This window comes from Streptomyces sp. NBC_01116 (genome assembly GCF_041435495.1).
Lineage (GTDB): Bacteria > Actinomycetota > Actinomycetes > Streptomycetales > Streptomycetaceae > Streptomyces.
In genome coordinates this window covers 825804-846967 of sequence record NZ_CP108644.1, presented here as the reverse complement: position 1 = coordinate 846967, position 21164 = coordinate 825804, and the positions used below count along the sequence as shown (strand labels likewise).

Here is a 21164-nt window from a genome sequence, read left to right as displayed (position 1 = left end):
CTTGCCATTCGCTCTCCCGTTCCACAAAGGTGTGCCGACGAACCTTTGATCGAAGCAGTGCCGACGATGACGTAGACCCACACATCTGGAGCGCCTCATGGCTCAGGGAACCGAAACACCCGCCGGACCACCCGGTGACGCGAGCCCGGGGGTGTCCGGCACGGACGCGTATCTGCACCGCAGGACCCTGCGCCGGGGCAGCGCCGGCTGGCTCCTGCTGACCGGGCTCGGCGTCGCCTACGTCGTCTCCGGCGACTTCTCCGGCTGGAACATCGGCCTGTCCAAGGGCGGCTTCGGCGGACTCGCCGCGGCCATGGTCCTGATGGGGGTCATGTACGCCTGCCTGGTCTTCGCGTTGGCCGAACTCTCCGCCATCCTGCCCACGGCGGGCGGCGGTTACGGCTTCGCCCGGCGGGCGCTCGGGACCTGGGGCGGCTTCCTCACCGGCACGGCGATCCTCATCGAGTACATCCTCGCGCCCGCCGCGATCGCGCTGTTCATCGGTGACTACGTCGAATCGCTCGGCCTCTTCGGCCTCACCTCGGGCTGGCCCGTCTACCTCGCCTGTTTCGCGATCTTCATCGGCATCCACCTCTGGGGCGTCGGCGAGGCGCTCCGCTTCAGCCTGGTGGTGACCGCCATCGCGGTGGCCGCACTGCTGATCTTCGCCGTCGGCGCGTTCACCGAGTTCGACGCGGGCCGCCTCAACGACATCCCGGCGGACGCCTCCGCCTTCGGCTCCTCCTCCTGGCTGCCCTTCGGCCTCCTCGGGATCTGGGCCGCCTTCCCCTTCGGCATGTGGTTCTTCCTCGGCGTGGAAGGCGTACCGCTCGCCGCGGAGGAGGCCAAGGACCCGGTCCGCTCGATGCCGAAAGCCCTGGCCATCTCGCTCGTCGTACTGGTCTTCCTCGCCGTCATCACCTTCGTCTCCGCCACCGGCGCCCAAGGGGCCAACGCCATCAAGGAGGCCGGGAACCCGCTCGTGGTGGCCCTCCAGGGCACCGGCGAGCCCACCGCGCTGAGCCGCTTCGTCAACTACGCGGGCCTCGCGGGCCTGGTGGCCTCCTTCTTCTCCCTGATCTTCGCCGGATCCCGCCAGCTGTTCGCCCTCTCCCGGGCCGGCTACCTGCCGCGCTTCCTCTCGCTGACCAACCGGCGCAAGTCCCCCTACCCCGGCCTGCTGATCCCCGGAGTCATCGGGTTCGCGCTCGCCGCCTGGAGCGGCAACGGCGGCCGGATGCTCAACGTCGCCGTCTTCGGCGCCACGATCAGCTACGCCCTCATGGCCCTCTCCCACCTGGTGCTGCGCCGCCGCGAACCGGAGCTGCCGCGGCCGTACCGCACCCCCGGCGGCGCGCTCACCTCCTCCGTGGCCTTCGTTCTGGCATGCTCGGCCCTGGTGGCGACCTTCCTGGTGGACCGCGACGCGGCGTTCATCGCGCTCGGCGTGTACGCGGTGGCGCTGGCCTACTTCGCGTTCTACAGCCGTCACCGGCTGGTCGCGGGGGCCCCGGAGGAGGAGTTCGCCGCACTGGCGGCGGCCGAGGCGGAACTCGCCCGCGACTGAGACGGCCGGCCCGGGCGACGGGCTCCCGCCTCTCCGAGGCGTACGGGGCGGGAGCCCGCACCCTGACAGCGACCGCGTGATCACCCGACCCGAAGGAGCCCGTTCCATGTCCCGGCCCGTCATCGGCATCAGCACCTACCAGGACCAGGCCCGCTGGGGCGTGTGGGAGATGCCCGCGGTGCTGCTGCCCGCCGGCTATCCCCGCCTCGTCCGGGCGGCGGGCGGGCTCGCCGTGCTGCTGCCGCCCGACGACGCGCGGGACGCGGCCCGGGACACCGTCGCCGCCCTGGACGGGCTGGTGATCGCCGGGGGAGCGGATGTCGAACCGGCGCGCTACGGGGCGGTCGCCGATCCCCGTACCGGCCCCCCGGCCCGCGAACGCGACGCCTGGGAGCTGGCGTTGATCCGCGCGGCGATCGAAGGGGAGGTGCCGCTGCTCGGCATCTGCCGGGGCATGCAGCTGCTGAACGTCGCCCTCGGCGGCACCCTGCACCAGCACCTGGACGACCACACCGGCGGCACCGGCGTCTTCGGCAGCCACCCGGTGACCCCCGTGCCCGGCACCGCGTACGCGGACGCCGTCCCGGAGACCGCCGTGGTGCCCGCCTACCACCACCAGGCGGTCGACCGGCTCGGCGGCGGCCTGGTCGCCTCCGCCCACGCACCCGACGGGACCGTGGAGGCCCTGGAACTCCCCGGGCACGCGAGCCTGGTGCTCGGCGTCCAGTGGCACCCGGAGATGGGCGAGGACACCCGGGTCATGGCCTTGCTGGTCCGGGCGGCCGGGGTGCGGTCCCGCCGGATCCGTCGAACCCCGGACCGGAGAAGTCGGGCCCCGCGAACGCCGGTGAGCTGAAGCGCGAGCCGTGGCCCTCGCCCGCGTCCGGCGTGGGCGTCGCCGCAGCGGCCAGCTCCTGGAGGAGGAACGGCCTGATCCCCCGGTCGCGCAGCGCCGCGAGCCACACCTCACGGGCGTCCTCGACGGCCGGGAACCGGTCGGGCACGGCCACCGCGCCGTCCGCCGACTGCTTCGCCGCCGTGCGGTAGAGGGCGACGACGCTGACCAGGGCGGTGACCGCCGCGACCACCAGGCTGAACCAGCCGACGCCGACGAGGGTGCCCGCCAGGGCGGGCAGCGCCTCGGCGAGCCGCAGGCCGTAACCCAGCAGCAGGAAGACCGCCGCGGCCACCGCCGCGAGGACGGGCGTCAGCACCCCGAGCACCGCCAGCACCCCGGCCCCCGGCCGCTCCTGATCCCCCGGACCGGACAGCGCCGACACCCCGGGGTCCTGCCGGCCGCCCCGGGCCCGCCGCCGCAGCGCCGCGTACCGCCGGTACTCGGCGTCGGCGGCGGACGTCGTGCGTGCCACGGCCGCCAGGCCCCGGACGCGCAGCCGGCCGCCGGGGACCCTTGAGCGTTCGAGCAGGCGCTGGATCTCCGGAGAGGCGATCACCTCGTCGAGCGCGCGTCCGTAGTCGGATCTGTCCTCGTCCCCGAGCCGGGAAGGTCTGCCCATGCTGTCCCTCGGTCGCCACAGGTGTGCCGACACCTGTGTGGTGGCTGTGGAGTGCTGCCAGGGCGTGTTTCGCCCTAGGGCGTGTTGCGAAAGTCCCGCCTGCTCGGCGACGCCTGGCACTTCCCCAAGCTCTCGGCTTCGCTCGAGCAGGGGAGGCCCCATCCCTCGCCGCGTTGTCGGGATCACCCCGATACATCCAGTATCGGGGCGACCCTCCGCCTTGCGATCGCACGCACCAGACGCCGCCGAGCCCGCCCTCCGGGCGGACGGCGCTACTTTCGAAACACGCCCTAGAGGTGCTGCGCGACCGCGGGCATGAGGTCCTGGAAGGTCCGCCCGTCCGCCGGCGCGCCGATCGCGGTCATCTGCCAGCCCGAGCCGGACCGCTGGACCTTGGCCATGATCTGGGCGGTGTGCCGCCCGCCGCCGGTCAGGGTGTACCGGGCCAGCTCCTGGCCGTTGCTCTCGTCGACCAGACGGCAGAAGGCCGCCTCGACCTCCTCGAAGGTCTGGCCGGTGAACGAGTTCACCGTGAAGACGATCTGGTCCACGTGGACCGGCACGCGCCGCAGGTCGACGACGATGGACTCGTCGTCACCGCCCTGGCCCGCCCCGCCGACCCGGTTGTCCCCGGTGTGCTGGACCGAACCGTCGTCACTGGTCAGGTGCTGGAAGAAGACCACGTCCTGCGGGGCCTGGCCCGCGAAGAGCACCGCCGAGGCGTCCAGATCGATCTCGCGGGCGGTCAGCCGCGCCAGGAATCCCTTGCGGGGGGCGGACTTCCAGCCCAGCCCCATCCGTACGACGCCGAGCTCGCCGCCGCCGGACTTGGTGAGGCTGACCTGCTGGCCCTTGGTGAGGTTGATCGTCATCGTTCCGCCTTCGGTGGCTGGGTGTGCCTGGGGTGACTACCGTAGGGCCTGAGCGCCCGGATCCCGGCGACTCAGAGACTGACGCCGAAGTCGGCGACGATGCCGCTCAGGCCGGACGCGTAACCCTGCCCGACCGCGCGGAACTTCCACTCGGCGCCGTGCCGGTACAGCTCGCCGAAGACCATCGCCGTCTCGGTGGAGGCGTCCTCGCTCAGGTCGTAGCGCGCGATCTCCGCGCCGCCCGCCTGGTTCACCACCCGGATGTACGCGTTGCGCACCTGGCCGAAGCTCTGACCCCGGCTCTCCGCGTCGTGGATCGAGACCGGGAAAACGATCTTCGCGACGGTGGCGGGCACCGAGGCGAGGTCGACCTTGACGATCTCGTCGTCGCCCTCGCCCTCACCGGTGAGGTTGTCGCCGGTGTGCTCGACCGACCCGTCGGGGCTCTTGAGGTTGTTGTAGAAGACGAAGTGCTCGTTGGACAGCACCTTGCCCGCCTCGTCGCAGAGCAGCGCGCTCGCGTCCAGGTCGTAGTCGGCGCCGGTGGTCGTGCGGACGTCCCAGCCGAGACCGACGAGGATCGCGGTCAGCCCCGGGGCCTCCTTGCTCAACGAGACGTTTCCGCCCTTGGCGAGGCTCACGCCCATGATGTTCTCCCTTGTGCGGTGACGGGTGTTCACGTGGTGGCGGGCACGCCACGGGTGGCGGCGCGGCCACGCTGCGACCACAAGGGAAATCTACAGCACTGTAGATTTTGGAGGCCAGGAGGTGTCCGGCCCGCCCCGGCCGGTCGCCGCCGCCTCCACCGGCTGGATACGATTTCCCGACGCCCGGCAGGCGAAGCGCCACGGCCGGGCGGCCGAACGGGAGAGAGCCGGGCGGTCGGACGAGGAGAGGGGTCGGGCCGTGGACGCCGAAGAAGCCGGTGGCGAGCGCGAATCGCCTGCCCGCAGGCGCGGCCAGGGCGAGCTGGAGGCCCAGGTGCTGTCGGTGCTGGGCGGGGCGAGCGAGCCGGTGACCGCCGCCTGGGTGCAGGAACGGCTCGGCGCGGGCCTGTCGTACAGCACGGTCATCACGATCCTGACCCGGCTGCACGCCAAGCAGGCGGTCACGCGCACCGGGCGGGGCCGCCCCGTCCTGTGGGAGCCCGTGGCGAACGAGGCGGGGCTCGCCGCCCTGCGGATGCGCCGGCTCCTCGACAAGCAGAGCGACCGCGACGCGGTGCTCTCCAGCTTCGTCTCCGTCCTCTCCTCGCACGACGAGGACCTGCTGCGGGCCCTGCTCGCCGAGAGCGGTCCCGACGACACGGCAACGCCCTCGGACCGGCCGGAGCGCTGACGATGGGCGTCTTCGTCTACCTGCCCCTCGTGCTGCCCCTGACCGCGTTGCCCATCGCGCGCCTGGCCGAACAGCACCTGCACCCGCGCAGGGCGGCCCGGCTGCTGGCCACCGTCGCCGTGATCCTCGCCTCCTGCAGCCTGGTGTGCCTCGGGCTGCTGGTGGTGGTGGGCACGGCCCAGCTGCCCGGCAACCCGCTGCCCGACGGCTGGTCCGACGCCGAGGTCCGCGAGGCCGTGCCGCACGACGCGTTCGCGGGCAAGGCGTCCATCCTCGCGCTCGTCGTCGTGACGGCCGCCTGCGGATTCACCGTCCACCGCCACTACCGCTTCCGGGCGCGCGCCCACCGGGCGCTCGCGGGCCTGCCGGGCGGCGACGTCGCCGTGCTGCCCGACGACGTCCCGTACGCCTACGCGCTCCCCGGCTCCCCGGGCCGGGTGATGGTCTCCACGGCGCTGCTCGACTGTCTCGAACCGGCCGAGCACCGGGCGCTGTTCGCCCATGAACGCGCCCATCTGGCGGGACGCCACCACCGGCTGCTGCTCGCGACCCGGCTGGCAGGCTGCGTCAACCCGCTGCTGTGGCCGCTGCTCGGGGCCCTGGTCTACAGCACGGAGCGCTGGGCGGACGAGGAGGCGGCCCGGGTCACCGGCGACCGCCGGCTGACCGCACGCGCGGTCGGCAAGGCGGCGCTCGTCTCCCGCCCGGTCCCCGGCGGTACGACCTTCGCCGCCTTCGCCGCGGCGGGCCCGGTGCCGAGACGGGTGGCGGCGCTCCTGGGACCGGTCCCCCCGGACCGGGGCTGGCCCCCCGCCCTCACCCCGGCCGGCGTCGCCGCGCTCGTCGCCGCGGCCGGGACGACCGTCTCCGCCCTGTCCGCGCTGAACGCGGCCGTCGCGCTGTTCCTCGTCCTGGAGGCGGCGACACCGCTGTAGCCCGCGGCCGAGCGCCCCGCGGAAGCCGCGCCCGTCGCCCTTCGGCCTTCGCCCGCTCTCCTTCACTACAGGGTTGTAGAGTTCATCAGCCGCGGAACGCGGGCCCCGTCGACGGCGGTTCTCCACCCGCCCGGCATGCAGAATCATGCCCGGGCGCCCACCTCCCGCCGGAGTGCGTCCCACTCGAACCCATGGCTGGAGAATCCAGCCGGACAGGAGCCACGCGTTGTCCGCCAGTCCGGGCCCCTCAGGGCCCGACCCCCACAGTCACCGACCCGCGGCCCCGGGCAGGGCCGCCCGCCGCCTCCCGTGCCGGGCGGGTGACCGATGACCTCCGCCCTGCTCGGCCTGCTGGCCGTGTTCGTCCTCACCGCCGGGACCGGCTACTTCGTGGCCCAGGAGTTCGCGTACGTCTCCGCCGACCGGCTGACCCTCGGCCGGGAGGCCGCCGCCGGGGACAAGCGGGCCGCGCGCGCCGTGAAGGTGCTGGAGCGGCTCTCCTTCATGCTGTCCGGCGCGCAGCTCGGCATCACCGTCACGGGGCTCGTCGTCGGCTTCCTCGCGGAACCGTCGGTCTCCGCCCTCCTGCGGCCCGCCCTGAGCGGTACGAGCCTCTCCGACGGACTGGTCTCGGGCATCTCCGTGGTGCTGTCGTTCGTGGTGGCGACCGTCATCCAGATGGTTCTCGGCGAACTCGCCCCCAAGAACCTCGCCCTGGCCGTGCCCGAGAGCATGGCCAAGTCCCTCGCCTCCTCCACCCTGATCTACCTGCGGATCGTCGGCCCCGTGGTCCGCGTCTTCGACGGCGTCGCCAACAGGCTGCTGCGCCGCATCGGCATCGAACCGGTCGAGGAGCTCCACCACGGCGCGACCCTGGAGGAGCTGGGCCACCTCGTCGGAGAATCCCGCGAGCAGGGTGAACTCCCGGCCGCCACGGCCGAACTCATGGACCACGCGCTGGAGTTCTCCGAGCGGAACCTGGGCGAGGTGATGGTGCCGCGCGCCGACGTGGCGTTCGTCCGCCGGGACGCCCTCGCCACCGAGGCCGTCGAGCTGATCGCCCGGCACGGGCACTCCAACTACCCGGTGCTCGGGGACCACCCGGACGACCCCGCCGGGGTTTTGGGCGTGCGGGAGCTGATGCGGCTGCCCGCGGCCGATGTCGGGCGCACCACCGTGGGCTCGCTGGCCCGCCGCCCCCTCCTGCTGCCGGAGCTCCTCAGGCTCCCGGCGGCGGTCGCGCAGATGCGGGAGCGCGACGACGAGTTCGCCGTCGTCCTGGACGAGCACGGCGGCCTGGCCGGGATCGTCACGTACGAGGACATCGCCGAGGAACTCGTCGGGGACATCGCCGACGAGTCCGACACGGTCGTCGAACTCGCGGTCGCCGACGGCTCCGGCTGGATCGTGGACGCGGGCCGCCGCCTCGACGAGATCGAGGAGGCCACCGGCGTCGAACTGCCCCAGGAGAGCGACGACTACGACACCCTGGCCGGGCTGATCATCGACCGGCTCGGACGCTTCCCCACCGTGGGCGACCGGCTCGCCGTCGGAGCGGCCCGCATCGAGGTGCGCACCCTCGACCGGCACGTCGCCGAGTACGTCCGCATGGAACCCACCGGACCGACCGAACCCACCGGACCGGCCGGACGTGTCGGACCCACCGGACAGGAGCCGCAGGCATGAGCTTCCCCATGGCGCTCTTCGTGACGGTCCTCCTCCTGATCGGCAGCGGATTCTTCGTCGCCGCCGAATTCGCCCTGGTCGCCTCCAAGCGGCACCGCATGGAACAGGCCGCCGCGCGGGGGCAGCGCGGGGCCAAGGCCGCGCTCGCCGGGATGCGCGAGCTGTCGCTGATGCTCGCGGGAGCCCAGCTCGGCATCACCATCTGCACCCTGGGCCTGGGCTCCGTGTCCAAGCCCGCGATCTCCCACGAGCTGGACCCGCTGCTGGAGCGGCTCGGACTGCCCGCGGCACTCAGCTACGGCGTCGCCTTCGCGCTGGCGATGATCGTCGTGGTCTTCCTGCACATGGTGGTCGGCGAGATGGCCCCGAAGTCCTGGGCCATCGCCCACCCGGAGCGCTCCGCGATGCTGCTGAGCCCGGCCTTCCGCGCCGTGGTGGGCGCCGTACGCCCGCTGATCCGGCTGCTGAACGCCGTCAGCAACTCCCTCGTGCGGCTGTGCCGGGTCACCCCGCGCGACGAACTCACCTCGGTGCACAACCGCGACCAGCTCACCCACCTGATCGAGGAGTCCGAGCGCCTCGGGCTGATCAGCAAGGGCGACTCCGGACTGATGACCCGGTCGCTGACCGAACCGGCGACTCCGGTCTCCGCGCTCCGGATCCCGGTGGAGCGGATCGTGACGGTCCCGGCGGACGCCGGACTCGACCGGATCCTGGCCACCGCCGCCGACGCCGACCGCACCCGCCTGCTGGTGCGGGACGGGGCGGAGGTCCTCGGATCGGTGCACGCCCGGGACGCCCTCGTGGCCCGTGCCGGAGGACGGGACGTCCTCGCCCGTGACCTGGCCCGTCCCGTCCCGGAACTGGCCCCGGACGCCACCGCCGCACACGCGGTGGAGCAGTTGCGCGAGCGGCGGTCCACGATCGCCGTCGTCCGCGACGGGGAGGGCGGGATCACCGGACTGGTCAGCCTGGACGATCTGCTCGCCCGGCTGCTGCACCCGCCGACACCCCCCGAGCGCGTCCTCTAGGGGGCGCCCCGCTCGGTCAGGGGGTGTCCCGCCCGGTCGTCTCCCCGCGGATGACGCGGGGGGACGGCTGGGTCCGGTCGCCGTCCTCGTCCTTGAGCGCCCGCTTCTCGCTCTTGAGGATGCGCGCGGCCTTTCCGGCCGACCGCATGAGATCGGGCAGCCTCTTCACGGCCAGCACCGCCACGATCACCAGGAGGAGGATGGTGAGTTCGCCGATCCCGAACATCGTCGCTGCTTTCTCTGGGGCGGAGCGGACGTGGAGTCAGCCGGATCCCTGACGGGGCGGCAGACGTAATCTACAGGCCTGTAGAGCATACGTTCGCGGAACCGGGGATCGGGCACCCGCCTCAGCCGCCGGGCAGCAGCCGCACGGTGGCGCTCGGGAGACGGCCCCACCAGTGGCCGTAGCGCCGGTACACCTCCGGTTCCCGGTCGGCCAGGAACCCCACCAGCGACCGGGCCTCGACGGCGAGCCCTTCCCAGACCTCCTCGGGCAGCGGATGGAACGCTGTCGCCTCGACACCTCCGGCGACCGGCCGCCACACCCCCGCCACGTATCCGTCGACCAGCAGCGTCGGCAGCACGTCGCCGTTCGCACGGATCACGACCCTGCGGTACGCGGGTGGAAGGACCCGGCCGCGATCCGCGTACGCCAGCAGAACGCTGTCCCACATCGCCATCAGCCGGGGCGGCGCGGGCGTCGTCGCGTCCGGCCGCGGAGCACCCGGCAGGTCGAACAGCTCCTCGCCCTCCGGCCCCTCCAGCCGGTCCAGCCCCCCGGCCGGATCCGCGAGCGCCGCCCGCGCCGCGGTCCGCCGGACCATCGCGAACTGCGCCACGTCCGCGACCGACGCGGGCCCGAATCCCGAGAGATAGCGCACGACGAGCGTCCGCAGCGAAGCGGCCGACGCCTCCGGATCCGTCCGGGGAGGGCCCGTCCGCGGCGCGATGAACGAGGGCCGGTGACCGAACGACCAGGGCGGCGCGGTGGGCGCGTGGAGCAGCGGCGTGTACTGCCGCAGCCCCCACCAGGCGCCCGGACCCGGCGGGGCGCCCAGCCGCTCGCCCAGCCACGCCTCGCACTCGGCGGTGGTCCGGGACCGCTCCGCGAACTCCAGCAGCCGGGGGACGAGCGCGTCGGCGTCCTCGGCGCTCAGCCCGGAGCGGGTGAAGCGGGGACCCAGCCGGGAAGCCCGCACCACCGGATGCATGGCCTCCCGGAAGGCCGGATGGTCCTCGGCGTGCACGGCGTGGAGCGTGAGCCGCATCAGCGTCGCCTTGACGACGGAGTGATCCGAGAACGCGGCGTCCAGCCCGGCCGGATCGAAGTCCGCGAGCCGGTTCCACAGTGCGATGTAGGGCGAGGCCGGCTGCTGGGCCTGGAGCGCCACCACGCGCCGCACCCCCTCGGCGGCATCCAGCGGCTCGCGTCGCAGCAGCAACTGCCGGGCGAGCGTGGAGCGGTTGAGCTCGCGAGCGGTGACGCCCATGCCGTCCTCTTCCCTCGGTTCCCCGGAATCCGGTCCTCGGACCCTACGCCCGACACGACGGCGGGATCCGGGCCGTCCGAGGCGTACCGGGCGGCCACGCCATCGTTGACGGTCTGCGCGGGCAGGCCCGCCCCGACGAACTCGAACCGATCAAGGAGCACGTCGACGGGGCCGCCCGCCGCGTCCCGCGCCCGGACGAAGGGCCGGACGAAGGGACGGGGCCGGAACGAGGCGGAACGCCGTGTTGAGGACGTGGTCGACCACATCGCGCGAGGGCTTGTCCGTCAGGTCGGTGAGCAGCCGGGCCAGAGCGTCGAGGAGGAACGGCGATCCCATGACGTACCGGTTGAGCACCGGCTGGAAGCCCGACCGGCTGAAGATCAGGTCGGCGGCGGTGTTGCCGAGCCGGTAGTAGCGGCCCCAGCGACGGTTCATCTCCACCGGGTAGCCGCGCAGCACCTGTTCGCGGCGGGGCCCCCGGGGGTGGGCCAGGGCGAGGGCCGCGGTCCCGGCGGCGACCTCGCCCGCCTCCATCGCCTGGGCGATGCCCTCGCCGTTCCAGGGGCTGACCATCCCGCCGGAGTCGCCGACCAGCAGCAGCCCGCGCGCGTACAGCGGATGGCGGTTGAAGCCGAGGGGCAGCGCGGCGCTGCGGACCGGGCCCTCCGCGTTCTCCTCGCGCAGCCCCCACTCCTGCGGTGTCCGGGCCAGCCACTGGTCCAGAGTGGCGCGCAGGTCCGCCTTGCCGTGCCGCCGGTGCGGCAGCGCCCCGAGCCCCACGTTGACCCGGCCGTCGCCCATCGGGAAGATCCAGCCGTAGCCGGGCAGATAGGGACCGTCGTCCGGGAAGCGGAGGTCGGCCCACAGCTCCAGGTACTCCTCCCGGGAGCGTTCGGGACTGCGGTAGTAGCGCCGGGCGGCCGTCGCGATCTGCCGCCGGGGGTCGCGCTCCAGACCCAGCGCCAGGGCGAGGCGGGCCGACGCCCCGTCGGCGGCGATGACGACCGGCGCGCGGAAGTCGACCGGCTCCGGGACGTCCGGGGAGTCCGAGGACGCGGCCACCCCCGTGACCCGGCCCGCCCGGTCCGTCAGCGGGCGCTCCGCCTTCCAGCCGCTGTACAGCCGGGCCCCGGCCGCCACCGCGTGCCGGGCCAGGATGTCGTCGAAGTCGTGCCGGCTGCGGGAGAGCCCGAAGTCCGGAAAGCGGCCCAGGGCGGGCCAGCCGATGTGCACCCGGTGCTCCCCGGCCACCCAGCGCATCCCGCGCGACCGCGTCCAGCCCGGCGCGGTGATGTCGACGCCCATCCGGATGAGCTGGTGGACCGCGCGCGGGGTGAGACCGTCGCCGCACACCTTCTCCCGGGGGAAGCGGGCCTTCTCCAGCAGGATCACGTCCACTCCGGCCCGCGCCAGGTGATACGCGGCCGAGGAGCCGGCCGGTCCCGCACCCACCACGACGACCTGGGCGTCCTCTCCCGTTCGGGACACCTCCCGCGCGTCCTCCGTGCCGGGAGCCTCCCGCGGGTCTTGCGCACGGGGGGCCTTCCGCGTGTCCGTCGTCGTCGGGTCCGGTGGCAGTTCCCGCATCACAACCCCTTCGTCCCCACGGCCGTTGCTCCTGCCGGGGCGGTGGCCCAGGGCAACATCATCGATCAGGACGGGCCGGGGCGGTACCAGGCGTCGGAAAACCCCGGGCGACCGAGTGAACCGGCCGTCTACGCTCCGTCGGTGACCACTCCGCCGGACGTAACGATCATCGACGCACTCGACCGCGCCGACACCCCTCTCCTCGCCCGGCGCCTCGACGCCCGCACCTGCCCGCCGGACGTCCTCGGCCGGATGGTCCGGCACCCCGCGCCCCGGATACGGCACCTCGGCCTCGCCCTCCTCGCCGAACGCGCGGACCATCCGGACGCCGGGGGAGAGGAAGAGGGGGAGGCCGGGACCGGGGCCGGGCCGCTCGCCCTGGTGGCCCGCCTGCTGCCCGACGGCCCCGGGACGTCGCCCGAGGAGTCGCTCCAGCTCGCGGGCCTCCACGCCCGGCTCGGGGCGCGGAAGCCGTCGCACCGGCTGCCCGACTGGCGTGCGGCCGCGCTGCCCGCCCGGGTGCGGATCGCCTGGCTGCGGGCGGAGCTCCTCGGCGACCCGACCGTCCTGCGCACGGAACCGGCGGGCGAACTCCTCTACCGGGCCGTACGCGAGAGCGCCGCCGCCGAGGCGCACCGCCCCGACCGGCTCGTGGCCGAACTCGTCGACACCGGCGACCCGGTCCTCGGGACCGAGGCGCTGCGGCTGGCCCGCGACGGGCTGCACGCCGGGCTGCTCGCCCCGTCGTTCGTACGCGGCCGGCTGGTGCGGCTGCTCGATTCGCCCGACCCCGACGTCGTGTCCGACGTCCTGCGCGAACTCGCCGAGCCCTGGGCGGCGGTGACTCCCGTGGACGCGTCACCGCTGACCCGGTGGGCCGTGGCCCGGAACGGCCGGCGCGCCGCCCCCGGCGAGTCGGCGGCGGCGCTCGCGGCGGCCGCTCTCGTCGCCACGGCCCGGCACGGTCACCACGCGGTGCTGTGGAGCACGGCGGAGGATCCGGCCGGGTCCCCGGCCCTGCGCGGGCAGGCCGTGGAACTCCTGGGCGAACGGGCGGAACGCACCGACATCGGCCGCCTGGTGGCCCTGGCCGCCACGGACCCGCTCCTGCTCGCCGGGCCCGTGCTGACCTGTCTGCGCGCCCTGCACCGGCGCGGCCACTTCCCGGCCGCCCCGGACGCCGGCCCGCTGCTCGCCCTGGCCCTGGCCGACCACACACTTCCGGCAGAGGACGTCGCCACGGTCCTCTACACCTGCCGCCGCCCGCTGTTCGACGCCCTCACCGACGCCCCGCCCACCGCCCCGGACTGGCCACGCCGCCTGGAACTGCTCATCGCCCTGGCGCGGCAGGGGGCCGCCGACGTCCCCATCGGCGAGGCCGTCGCCCGGCTCCTCCCGGACGCGCCCTTCCCGCGCCCGTTCCTCGCCGCGATCCGCGTCCTGCGACCGCCCGCCGCGGAGGAAGCGGTGCTGGCCCTGCTTCCCACGGCCCCGTCCGCCGCGCTGGACGCCCTGGAGGCCATCGGCGCGGACCGTACGCGATCGGCGCTGGCCAGGGCGTTCGGCCTCGACGGCCCGGCGGACGGTCCGCCCGGGGACCCGGACTCGCCGCGACGCCTCCCGGTCGCACCCGAACTGCGCCCCGTACGCGACCGGGCGCTGGCACTCCTGTGGCACCTCACCCACGAGCCGGGGCAGCGGCAGGACCTGCTCGCCCGGCTCGACCCCCGGAACCTCCCGCACGCCGTCGAGGCCGACCTCGGAGCCCCCGAGGAACGGGAACTGGCCGTACTGCGCGCCCACGTGGACGTGGACGACCCCGTGGCGGCGTTCTGCCGGATCGCGGCGCACACCGGTACGGGAACCCTGCCCCCGGAGGGCGTCCCGCTGGCCGACCTGCTCCTGCGCATCGTGCGCGACCTCGCCGCGGGCCGGCTCGGGCCGGGAACGGACGCCCCGGGCCCCGGCTCCGTAACCGCGGGACCGGCCCGCCCGGACGGCGAACCGGAGCTGCCGCCCGAGGTGCTGGAGGCGATGCGCGCCCGCGGGAGCCGGTTGTGGAGGCGGCGGCGGATCAGGCCCGTCTGTCTGCTCGGCGCACCGGACGACACCGGGGCGGGCCACGCCTTCCTCACCGCGACGGTGCTCGGCCTGCTGGAGCGGCCCGGGCTCACCGGCGGCGAACGGGCCGTGCTGCTCAAGGCGTTGCTCCAGGTCCCGGCGACCCCGTCCACCCGGGCCCGGGTGCACCGCCTGCTGCGGGACCGCGACCCGCACGTGCGCAAGCACGTCATCGCCCTGCTGGCCCACGACGCCTCGGGCGAGGACGCGCGGGTGCTGTCCGCGACGCTCGTCCCGCTGACCCGCGACCCGAACATCCGGACCGTACGCGCGGCCCTGCTGGCCCTGGGCGCGGCACGGGCCCGCTGGGCGGGCGGGGCGGTCGCCGCCTGCCTCCACCACCCGAACACGAACATCAGGAAGACCGCGGCGGCCACCCTGCTCCACGCGGGCGCGCCGGCCGCCGTCCCGCATCTCCTGCGGGCGCTCGGCCGCGACGACAACCCGGGACTGCGGTCCGCGCTGACACGGGCGCTCCGCGCCGTCGTGGGCGGTGCCTACGCCGCGACCCTCCTCGCCGCCGCCGAGGCGGCTCGCGACGAGCGCACCGGCCGCCTCCTGCTCCGCGCCCTCGACCAGGAGGTGACCGCCCGCGCCGTGCTCGCCCTCGACGTGGGGGGATCGCCGGTCGTCCCCGCCCTGCTGGCGCTCGTCGCCGACGGCGGGGTGCGGCTCGCCGCCGGTTCCGTGGCGGACCTGGCGGAACCGCTGGCCCGGCACGGTGTACCGGCGCGGCCCGCCGCCCCGGGCGGGCCGCCGGAAGGAGCCGACGCCGAGGTGGCGGCCCTGCTGCGATCCGGCTGGGACCCGGCACTCGCCCTGCGCGTCGCCCGGCGTCCCGCACCTCCGGGCCTCGTCGCCGACCACGAACGCCCGGCGGCGCGCGCCCTGTTGGCCCGCTGGCTCGACCTGGCCGGCGGCACCGTCGAGGCCGGGCTCCGCAGCCGCCTCCTGCGGTGTGCGCTACGTCTGTGCCCGGGCCCCTGGTCCGCCGACGAGGTGACGCTGCTGGCCCGGCACACCGCCACGGTGGCCGACGCGTTCGACGCCGCCACGGGCGGGGGAGGGCCGGCCGGGTCTCCCGCCACAACCGTGGAAGCGGCGGCCGGGTGGGCCGGAGAGCTGATCGACGTCCTGCACGCCGTCGCGCCGCACCTGTCCGCCGTCCAGCGTTTCACCGTCGTCGAGGGACTCCGCGCACTGCCGCCCGCCGGCCCGGACCGCCCGCCCCGGCCCGGGACGGCCGCCTCGGCCCTCACGCTGCTCCGACAGCTGGGCGCGGTGCTCGTCCGCGCCGACCTCGACCGGGCCCTGGCCGCGGCCCACCGCGGCGCCGATCCCTGGAGGGCCGCGCCCGCCGTGCTCCGGGAGGCCTTCGGCGTACCGGAGGAGTCGGCGATCGCCGATGAACCGGGCTCCTGGCGAGAGGAGTTGACCGAGGCGGTACGGACGCCCGCAGCGCTGGCGGAGTTCCGGGGACGCGAGGTCGCCGCCGGACCCGGACCCCGGCGTGCCACCGGCACGGACGGCGCCGGGCGTAGCTCCGCCCCGCCGACGTCCCGGGAACTGCTCTCCGCGCTCGTCGACGCGTACCCGGGTGCCGCGCCCGCCGTGCGCGGGCGCCTCGTCGACTGGATGGCCGAGCTCCAGCCGCTCGACGCACCCGAGTGGACCATCGCCGAGACCAGGGCGGCGCGCACGGCCTCCGGCGGCCCGTCGCGCCCGGTGCGGGCGGACGATCTCGACCAGCCCCGGTCGGCCGCCCAGCGCACCCGGCTGCTGGCCATGCTGGACGCGAAGAAGCCGGACCGCCGGGCCGCCGCCGCGCGGGCCCTGCTCGACTGGCCCGAGCCGGAGGTGGCGCGCGCCGTGCTGCGCGCGTATCTGCGCGGCCGGGCCGACGTGCTCCCCGCCACCGCCGCCCTGGATCTCCTCACCCACCCGGAGGGTCCCGCCGACGCCCACGCCGCAGCGGGCGGCACCCGGCACCCCGCCGTCGGGGAACTGACCGCCCGCGGGGTGCTGCCCGAACGGGCGCTGCGCTTTGCGGCCCGGCTGCCCGAGGACGAGCTGCTCCCGCTCGTCCCGCTGATCGTCGGGTGGTGGGAACACGGTTCGCCCGCTGTGCACGAGGCGGCCCGTGCCACGCTGCACGACGTTCCCGCCGATGCCCTCGCCCACCACCTGGCGCCGCGCGTCGAGGCGGGCGACCTCGGGCTGCTCGACCTGCTGACCGGCCTGCGGCTGCTCCGCACCCCCCGGCTGACCAGGGCCGAGCACCGGCTGCGTACCGAAGGCCGCGATGCCCTGGCCGACGCCCTCGTCCTCGTCGACGGCCCGTTGCGCACCCCCGGGTCCGAACACGAGGACGCCGCCGCGCTCGATGCCCTGCGCACCCCGTTCCGGAGCACGACGGCCGCCCCGGCGGACCGTTCGTCGCTGCCGGAACTGCTCGACCTCGCCCGCGCGGGCACGCCCGAGCGGGCCCGCGAGGCTCTCACCCGCCTCGTCGAGGAGCACGCGCCCGAAGCCGGTCGGGACCCGCACGTGCACGCGCTGGTGGAGGAGTTGCTGAGCCACCCGAGCGCAGGAGTACGCCTGCACGCACACCGGACCTCGCGCGCCCTGTTCGACCGGGACACCCATGCCCGGCTCACCACGCTCCTGCTGTCCGATCCGCTGCCGGACGTGGTGCGCATGGCGGCACGGACGCTCGCCCGCGCGGCCTGGGAGCCCGCGCTGCCCGACCTCGTCCGGCTCCTCGACCACGCGAGGCCGGTCGTCCGGAGGACCGCCAGGGACGCGCTCGTCGGCTTCGGCGGCGCGGCGGTCCCGGTCCTGCGCAGGACCGCGGCCCACGCCCGGCCCGACCGGCGGCCGCTCTACGCGGACGTGCTGGCCGAGATCTCCGGAGCGGGGGTCTGACGGGGCGCACGGGCGCCGGTTCGGCGGCGCGCGGTCAGCCCCCGGGCCCCCGGGCCGCCGCGGCGGCGACCTGGTGCAGTGTCCGCCCCGTACGGGCGGACCGGGCGTGGTACGGGTCGGGCGAACCGGGCCTGCCGCGCACGGCGAGGCGGTCGTTCGCCTTGATCAGCAGCCACGCCTCGTGGCCGCCGCCGTCCGGCTCGTCGCCCTTCTGGATGCGGGTCAGCGCGAACTCGCCGTGCAGCTTCGACCCGTACAGCCAGAACGTCGCGTGGCCGAGCGCCAGGGACTCGGAGAAGGGGACGGAGTCGCCCTGTCCGTCGTGCCCGAGCGGCCGGTAGGTGCCCTGGTCCCAGACGATGACCGTGCCGCTGCCGGACTCGCCCTGCGGGATCACCCCTTCGAACTCGCGGTACTCCAGGGCGTGATCCTCCGTGGGCACGGCGAGCCGGCGGTCGCTGGGGTTCTCCGAGGGCCCGCGCGGGACCGCCCAGGACTTGAGTACGCCGTCGACCTCCAGCCGGAAGTCGAAGTGCAGGCGCCGCGCGTCATGGATCTGCACGACGAAGCGGGGCCGCGGTGTGCCGTCGTTCTCCACGTCGTGCTCCCTTCAGGCCCTGGTTCGTCCCGCCGGTCCATATGTCCACTCTGCGGCTGCCCGGGACGAACCGCACGATGAGACGGCTGCCTTCAGACGCATATGCCTCCGGGGCATGCCGTTCCCCCTCCGGTCCGGACCAGGTTATTGACGGCTCCTGCGGCACTCCCTTAAATCAAGTATTGAAATATGCGCCCGAGGTGATCGCCCCAACCGTTCACCTCTCGGCGTCGACCTGTCATGCACATGCCCCCACGCGAAGTGATGTGATGACCGTGCACCCCACACACTCCACGGCGCGCAGCGTCTCCCGGCGCCGCCGCGTCGCTCTCGGCACGGCGGCGCTGCTCTGCTGTTCCGCCGTCCTGGCCGCACTTCCCGGCGGCGCGTCCGCCGCACCCGCCGCCGGGTCCCCGGCCCCCGGGCCCGGGGCGCAGGCCGTCGTCTTCGAGGACCAGTTCGACGGACCGGCCGGCGCCGCCGTGGACGGCGGCAAGTGGCGGACCGAGACCGGCGACAACGTCAACAACCACGAGCGGCAGTACTACACCCCGGGCAACGACAACGCCGCGCTCGACGGCCGGGGCAACCTCGTGATCACCGCCCGGAAGGAGAACCCGGGCAACTACCCGTGCTGGTACGGGGCGTGCGAGTACACCTCGTCCCGGCTCAACACCTCCGGGAGGTTCGCCGCCGCCTACGGCCAGGTCGAGGCCCGGATCAAGATCCCGCGCGGCCAGGGCATCTGGCCCGCGTTCTGGATGCTGGGCGACGACTTCGGCGACGTCGGCTGGCCGAACAGCGGCGAGATCGACGTGATGGAGAACGTCGGCTTCGAACCCGGCACCGTCCACGGCACCCTGCACGGCCCGGGATACTCCGGCTCCGGTGGCATCGGAGCCGCGTACACGCTGCCGAACGGGCAGGCGTTCGCCGACGACTTCCACACCTTCGCCATCGACTGGGCGCCCGACTCCATCACCTGGTCCGTCGACGGCCAGGTCTTCCAGCGGCGCACCCCGGCCGACCTGGGCGGCCATCAGTGGGTGTTCAACAAGCCGTTCTTCCTCATCCTGAACCTCGCGGTCGGCGGCTACTGGCCCGGCGACCCCGACGGCAGCACACAGTTCCCGCAGCAGATGGTCATCGACCACGTCCGTGTGACGACCGGCGACTGATCGCCGGCCCCCCGGGGCGGCCCCGAAACGTGGACGGCGGCAGAGGTGCTCCTGCCGCCGTCCACCCCCGACCCGTCCGCGCGGTGAGCGTCGAGACCGGTGCGGGACCGTACGACCGGTCGATCCGCGCGGGAGTCAGTCGTCCTGCTCGTCGTCCTCGCCCTGCGAGCCGCCGTCCCGCTGGCCTGGTCGGCTTTGCTGGTCCTGCTGGCCTTGTTGGTCCTGCTGCTGCCCGCCACCGTCGCCCACGTCCTGCGAGGGACCCGAGGAGGGACTCTGATCCGGCGTACCGGCGGAGCTGGAGTCCGGGGAGAACAGGATCATTCCGAGATACACGGCGGCCAGGAACGTCGCCGTGCCCGCGATGGCGCTGGCCACCCTCGGCCGCCGCCGTATCGCCTCACGGGTACTGCGGCGACGGGCCGGAGCCGACCGGGTCGGCGCCTGCCGTCTTCGCCCCGTGGGCCCCGGGAGCCGGTACGTCGTCGGGCCGGCCGGCGCCGGCGGCGCGGCGGGGGAGGACGTCGGGGCCATGGGCGCCGACGCCCGGTGGGACGTGGGCGTCTGCAGGGGGAGCGGCTCCGGCCGGCCGCGCCAGGCGTCGGTGCGGAACCAGTCGGAGACCTGCTGCGCGGTGGGCCGTTCCTCCGGCTGCTTGGCCAGCAGCCCGAGGAGATACGAGTCGAAGGCGGCGGAGATCTCCACGCCGCGCTGCCGCAGCGGGACCGGCGGGGTGTCGACGTGCTGGTACAGCGTCGCGGTCGCCGTGTCGGAGCGGAACGGGGGCTGCCCGAGCAGCAGTTGATAGATGACGCAGCCCAGGGAGTACATGTCGGACGCGGAGTCGGCGGTACGCCCCAGGGCCCGCTCGGGGGCCAGGTAGAGGCTCGTGCCGACGATGTGACCGGCCGTCGTCAGCGCGGTCGAGGGGTCGTCGACGAACTGGGCGATCCCGAAGTCGCCGATCTTCACCGAACCGTCCGCGTCCAGCATCAGGTTGCCCGGCTTGATGTCGCGGTGGACGATGCCCTGGCGGTGCGCGGCGGCCAGCCCGGCGGCCGCCTGGCCCGCGATCAGGGCGACCTGTTCGGGATGGACCCGCTCCTGGGCGGCGAGCAGGTCTCCGAGGCTCTGCCCCTCGACCAGCTCCATCACCAGGAAGAACCGGTCCTCCCAGGCCCCGAAGTCGAACACGGCCACCAGGTGCGGGTGGCTCAACCGGGCGGCGGTCTGCGCCTCCAGCCGGAAGCGGGCGGTCGACGAGGCGTCCGCCTGGTCCCCCAGCAGCAGCTTCACGGCCACGGCGCGTCCCAGCACCTCGTCCGTGGCACGCCACACCTCGCCCATGCCGCCACGACCGATGGGGGATACCAATCGGTACCGACCAGCTACCAGCACCTGTACACCTATCTCGAATTGTGGGCCCGCTCCGGCTGCCGGGCCCCGTGGTTCCCGGTCTCCGGTGCAGTCCTGGGCGGAGCGGCGAATGACATGATCAGGATATCGGTCCGGCGGAGCCCCGATGCCCCGACGGTCCATTCGCCGGGCTCTGCTGACGGCCCGGTACACATCCTCGCCCGCCCCGGCGCCGGGAGCGCCCGCCGGACCCCGGGTCAGCCGAGCAGCCGACGGTACGCGGCATCGGCCGTGAACGCGGACTGCCCACCCCTGAACAGCAGTTCGGCGGTTCCGAACGCCGGGTCGGACGCCGTCTCCGGCACATAGGGGACGGCGAGGCACCGCATGCCCGCCGCGTGCGCGGCCGCCGCTCCGGGAGGGGCGTCCTCCAGCACGACGCAGTCCGCCGGCTCCGCCCCCATCCGCCGGGCCGTCTCCAGGAACACGTCGGGCTCCGGCTTGCCGTGCGCGACCTCCTCGGCGGAGACGTACAGCGGGATGCAGGCGTCGAGCCCGGTCACCGCGAGCACCGCCCCGATCGCGGCCCGGGACGAACCGGAGGCCACCGCCATCGGCACCCCGGCCGCGTGCAGGCGCTCCACGAGGACCCGCATCTGCGGGAAGACCTCCGTCGACGCCCCGGCGAGCTCCAGATACAGGGCGTTCTTCCCGGCGAGCAACTCCTCGACCGGGGCGTCGATCCCGTACTCCGCGCGCAGGACGGTCAGCGTCTCCCGGGTGCCGATGCCGATGAACCGGGTGTGGGCCTCCCAGTCGAAGTCCCGCACCCCGTACCGGGCGAGCAGCCGGCGCCCCGCCTCGTAGTAGTTCGGCTCGCTGTCCACCAGCGTCCCGTCGAGATCGAAGATCACGTGGGGGCCGGGCGCGGTCACGGGGCGGGACGTCATGGCCCCAGCATGC

At 74.4% G+C, this 21164-nt stretch carries 17 protein-coding genes; 8 read left to right on the top strand and 9 right to left on the bottom strand.

Features of this window, described 5'->3' with window-relative positions; all coding sequences use genetic code 11:
* Positions 1–97: 97 nt before the first annotated feature.
* A complete protein-coding gene (gene eat / locus OG245_RS03400; RefSeq protein ID WP_371622056.1) occupies positions 98–1567 on the top strand; it encodes an ethanolamine permease in 1470 nt (489 codons plus the stop codon).
* 106 nt (positions 1568–1673) lie between these two features.
* A complete protein-coding gene (locus OG245_RS03395) occupies positions 1674–2423 on the top strand; it encodes a gamma-glutamyl-gamma-aminobutyrate hydrolase family protein (protein ID WP_371622055.1) in 750 nt (249 codons plus the stop codon).
* Here OG245_RS03395 and OG245_RS03390 read toward each other — a convergent pair.
* From OG245_RS03390 to OG245_RS03380, 3 genes are all read right to left on the bottom strand, one after another.
* A complete protein-coding gene (locus OG245_RS03390) occupies positions 2326–3084 on the bottom strand; it encodes a hypothetical protein (RefSeq protein WP_371622054.1) in 759 nt (252 codons plus the stop codon). The genes OG245_RS03395 and OG245_RS03390 overlap by 98 nt on opposite strands.
* Before the next feature lie 290 nt (positions 3085–3374).
* Positions 3375–3956: a TerD family protein gene (locus tag OG245_RS03385; protein ID WP_007451990.1), complete on the bottom strand. Its 582-nt coding sequence runs from the start codon at positions 3954–3956 to the stop codon at positions 3375–3377.
* Positions 3957–4027: 71 nt separating this feature from the next.
* Positions 4028–4603 carry a TerD family protein gene (locus OG245_RS03380; RefSeq protein WP_087767352.1) on the bottom strand — a complete coding sequence of 192 codons (576 nt, stop codon included), beginning with the start codon at positions 4601–4603 and terminating at the stop codon, positions 4028–4030.
* Positions 4604–4862: 259 nt separating this feature from the next.
* On the opposite strand from OG245_RS03380, the gene OG245_RS03375 reads away from it, so the two are divergent.
* The 4 genes from OG245_RS03375 (at position 4863) to OG245_RS03360 (ending at position 8946) form a co-directional block, all read left to right on the top strand.
* Positions 4863–5294 (top strand): BlaI/MecI/CopY family transcriptional regulator, encoded by a 432-nt coding sequence (locus OG245_RS03375; protein ID WP_371622053.1) that lies wholly within the window; start codon positions 4863–4865, stop codon positions 5292–5294.
* A gap of 2 nt (positions 5295–5296) precedes the next feature.
* Positions 5297–6229 carry a M56 family metallopeptidase gene (locus OG245_RS03370; RefSeq protein ID WP_371622052.1) on the top strand — a complete coding sequence of 311 codons (933 nt, stop codon included), beginning with the start codon at positions 5297–5299 and terminating at the stop codon, positions 6227–6229.
* A gap of 327 nt (positions 6230–6556) precedes the next feature.
* A complete protein-coding gene (locus OG245_RS03365) occupies positions 6557–7915 on the top strand; it encodes a hemolysin family protein (RefSeq protein WP_371622051.1) in 1359 nt (452 codons plus the stop codon).
* Complete coding sequence (locus OG245_RS03360) at positions 7912–8946, top strand: hemolysin family protein (protein ID WP_371622050.1); 1035 nt, start codon at positions 7912–7914, stop codon at positions 8944–8946. Before OG245_RS03365 ends, OG245_RS03360 begins: the two co-directional genes overlap by 4 nt.
* A 16-nt stretch (positions 8947–8962) precedes the next feature.
* Here the strand turns inward: OG245_RS03360 and OG245_RS03355 are convergent, their stop codons facing one another.
* The 3 genes from OG245_RS03355 to OG245_RS03345 form a co-directional block, all read right to left on the bottom strand.
* Entirely contained in the window at positions 8963–9172 is a 210-nt protein-coding gene (locus tag OG245_RS03355) for a twin-arginine translocase TatA/TatE family subunit (protein WP_371622049.1), read from the bottom strand.
* A 121-nt stretch (positions 9173–9293) separates the two neighbouring features.
* Complete coding sequence (locus OG245_RS03350; RefSeq protein WP_371622048.1) at positions 9294–10436, bottom strand: winged helix DNA-binding domain-containing protein; 1143 nt, start codon at positions 10434–10436, stop codon at positions 9294–9296.
* 150 nt (positions 10437–10586) lie between these two features.
* A complete protein-coding gene (locus OG245_RS03345) occupies positions 10587–12023 on the bottom strand; it encodes a geranylgeranyl reductase family protein (protein WP_371622047.1) in 1437 nt (478 codons plus the stop codon).
* Positions 12024–12164: 141 nt separating this feature from the next.
* On the opposite strand from OG245_RS03345, the gene OG245_RS03340 reads away from it, so the two are divergent.
* Positions 12165–17069, top strand: a complete 4905-nt coding sequence (locus OG245_RS03340; RefSeq protein ID WP_371622046.1) for a HEAT repeat domain-containing protein — start codon at positions 12165–12167, stop codon at positions 17067–17069.
* A 34-nt stretch (positions 17070–17103) separates the two neighbouring features.
* Here the strand turns inward: OG245_RS03340 and OG245_RS03335 are convergent, their stop codons facing one another.
* A complete protein-coding gene (locus tag OG245_RS03335; RefSeq protein WP_371622045.1) occupies positions 17104–17667 on the bottom strand; it encodes a DNA polymerase ligase N-terminal domain-containing protein in 564 nt (187 codons plus the stop codon).
* A 269-nt stretch (positions 17668–17936) separates the two neighbouring features.
* Here OG245_RS03335 and OG245_RS03330 point away from each other — a divergent pair, with 269 nt between their 5' ends.
* Positions 17937–18845 (top strand): family 16 glycosylhydrolase, encoded by a 909-nt coding sequence (locus tag OG245_RS03330; protein ID WP_371622044.1) that lies wholly within the window; start codon positions 17937–17939, stop codon positions 18843–18845.
* A 135-nt stretch (positions 18846–18980) separates the two neighbouring features.
* Here the strand turns inward: OG245_RS03330 and OG245_RS03325 are convergent, their stop codons facing one another.
* Together OG245_RS03325 and OG245_RS03320 are read right to left on the bottom strand one after the other, a co-directional pair.
* Positions 18981–20192, bottom strand: coding sequence for a serine/threonine-protein kinase (locus OG245_RS03325; protein ID WP_371622043.1), 1212 nt, complete (start codon positions 20190–20192; stop codon positions 18981–18983).
* Positions 20193–20458: 266 nt separating this feature from the next.
* Positions 20459–21151: an HAD family hydrolase gene (locus tag OG245_RS03320; protein WP_371622042.1), complete on the bottom strand. Its 693-nt coding sequence runs from the start codon at positions 21149–21151 to the stop codon at positions 20459–20461.
* Positions 21152–21164: the final 13 nt, after the last annotated feature.

Coding starts and splice junctions, on each gene's coding strand:
- OG245_RS03345 (WP_371622047.1), bottom strand. CDS start 12,023: ATGCGGGAACTGCCACCGGACCCGACGACGACGGACACGCGGAAGGCC.
- OG245_RS03360 (WP_371622050.1), top strand. CDS start 7,912: ATGAGCTTCCCCATGGCGCTCTTCGTGACGGTCCTCCTCCTGATCGGC.
- OG245_RS03355 (WP_371622049.1), bottom strand. CDS start 9,172: ATGTTCGGGATCGGCGAACTCACCATCCTCCTCCTGGTGATCGTGGCG.
- OG245_RS03395 (WP_371622055.1), top strand. CDS start 1,674: ATGTCCCGGCCCGTCATCGGCATCAGCACCTACCAGGACCAGGCCCGC.
- OG245_RS03320 (WP_371622042.1), bottom strand. CDS start 21,151: ATGACGTCCCGCCCCGTGACCGCGCCCGGCCCCCACGTGATCTTCGAT.
- OG245_RS03325 (WP_371622043.1), bottom strand. CDS start 20,192: ATGGGCGAGGTGTGGCGTGCCACGGACGAGGTGCTGGGACGCGCCGTG.
- OG245_RS03380 (WP_087767352.1), bottom strand. CDS start 4,603: ATGGGCGTGAGCCTCGCCAAGGGCGGAAACGTCTCGTTGAGCAAGGAG.
- OG245_RS03330 (WP_371622044.1), top strand. CDS start 17,937: ATGACCGTGCACCCCACACACTCCACGGCGCGCAGCGTCTCCCGGCGC.
- OG245_RS03385 (WP_007451990.1), bottom strand. CDS start 3,956: ATGACGATCAACCTCACCAAGGGCCAGCAGGTCAGCCTCACCAAGTCC.
- OG245_RS03350 (WP_371622048.1), bottom strand. CDS start 10,436: ATGGGCGTCACCGCTCGCGAGCTCAACCGCTCCACGCTCGCCCGGCAG.
- eat (WP_371622056.1), top strand. CDS start 98: ATGGCTCAGGGAACCGAAACACCCGCCGGACCACCCGGTGACGCGAGC.
- OG245_RS03390 (WP_371622054.1), bottom strand. CDS start 3,084: ATGGGCAGACCTTCCCGGCTCGGGGACGAGGACAGATCCGACTACGGA.
- OG245_RS03370 (WP_371622052.1), top strand. CDS start 5,297: ATGGGCGTCTTCGTCTACCTGCCCCTCGTGCTGCCCCTGACCGCGTTG.
- OG245_RS03365 (WP_371622051.1), top strand. CDS start 6,557: ATGACCTCCGCCCTGCTCGGCCTGCTGGCCGTGTTCGTCCTCACCGCC.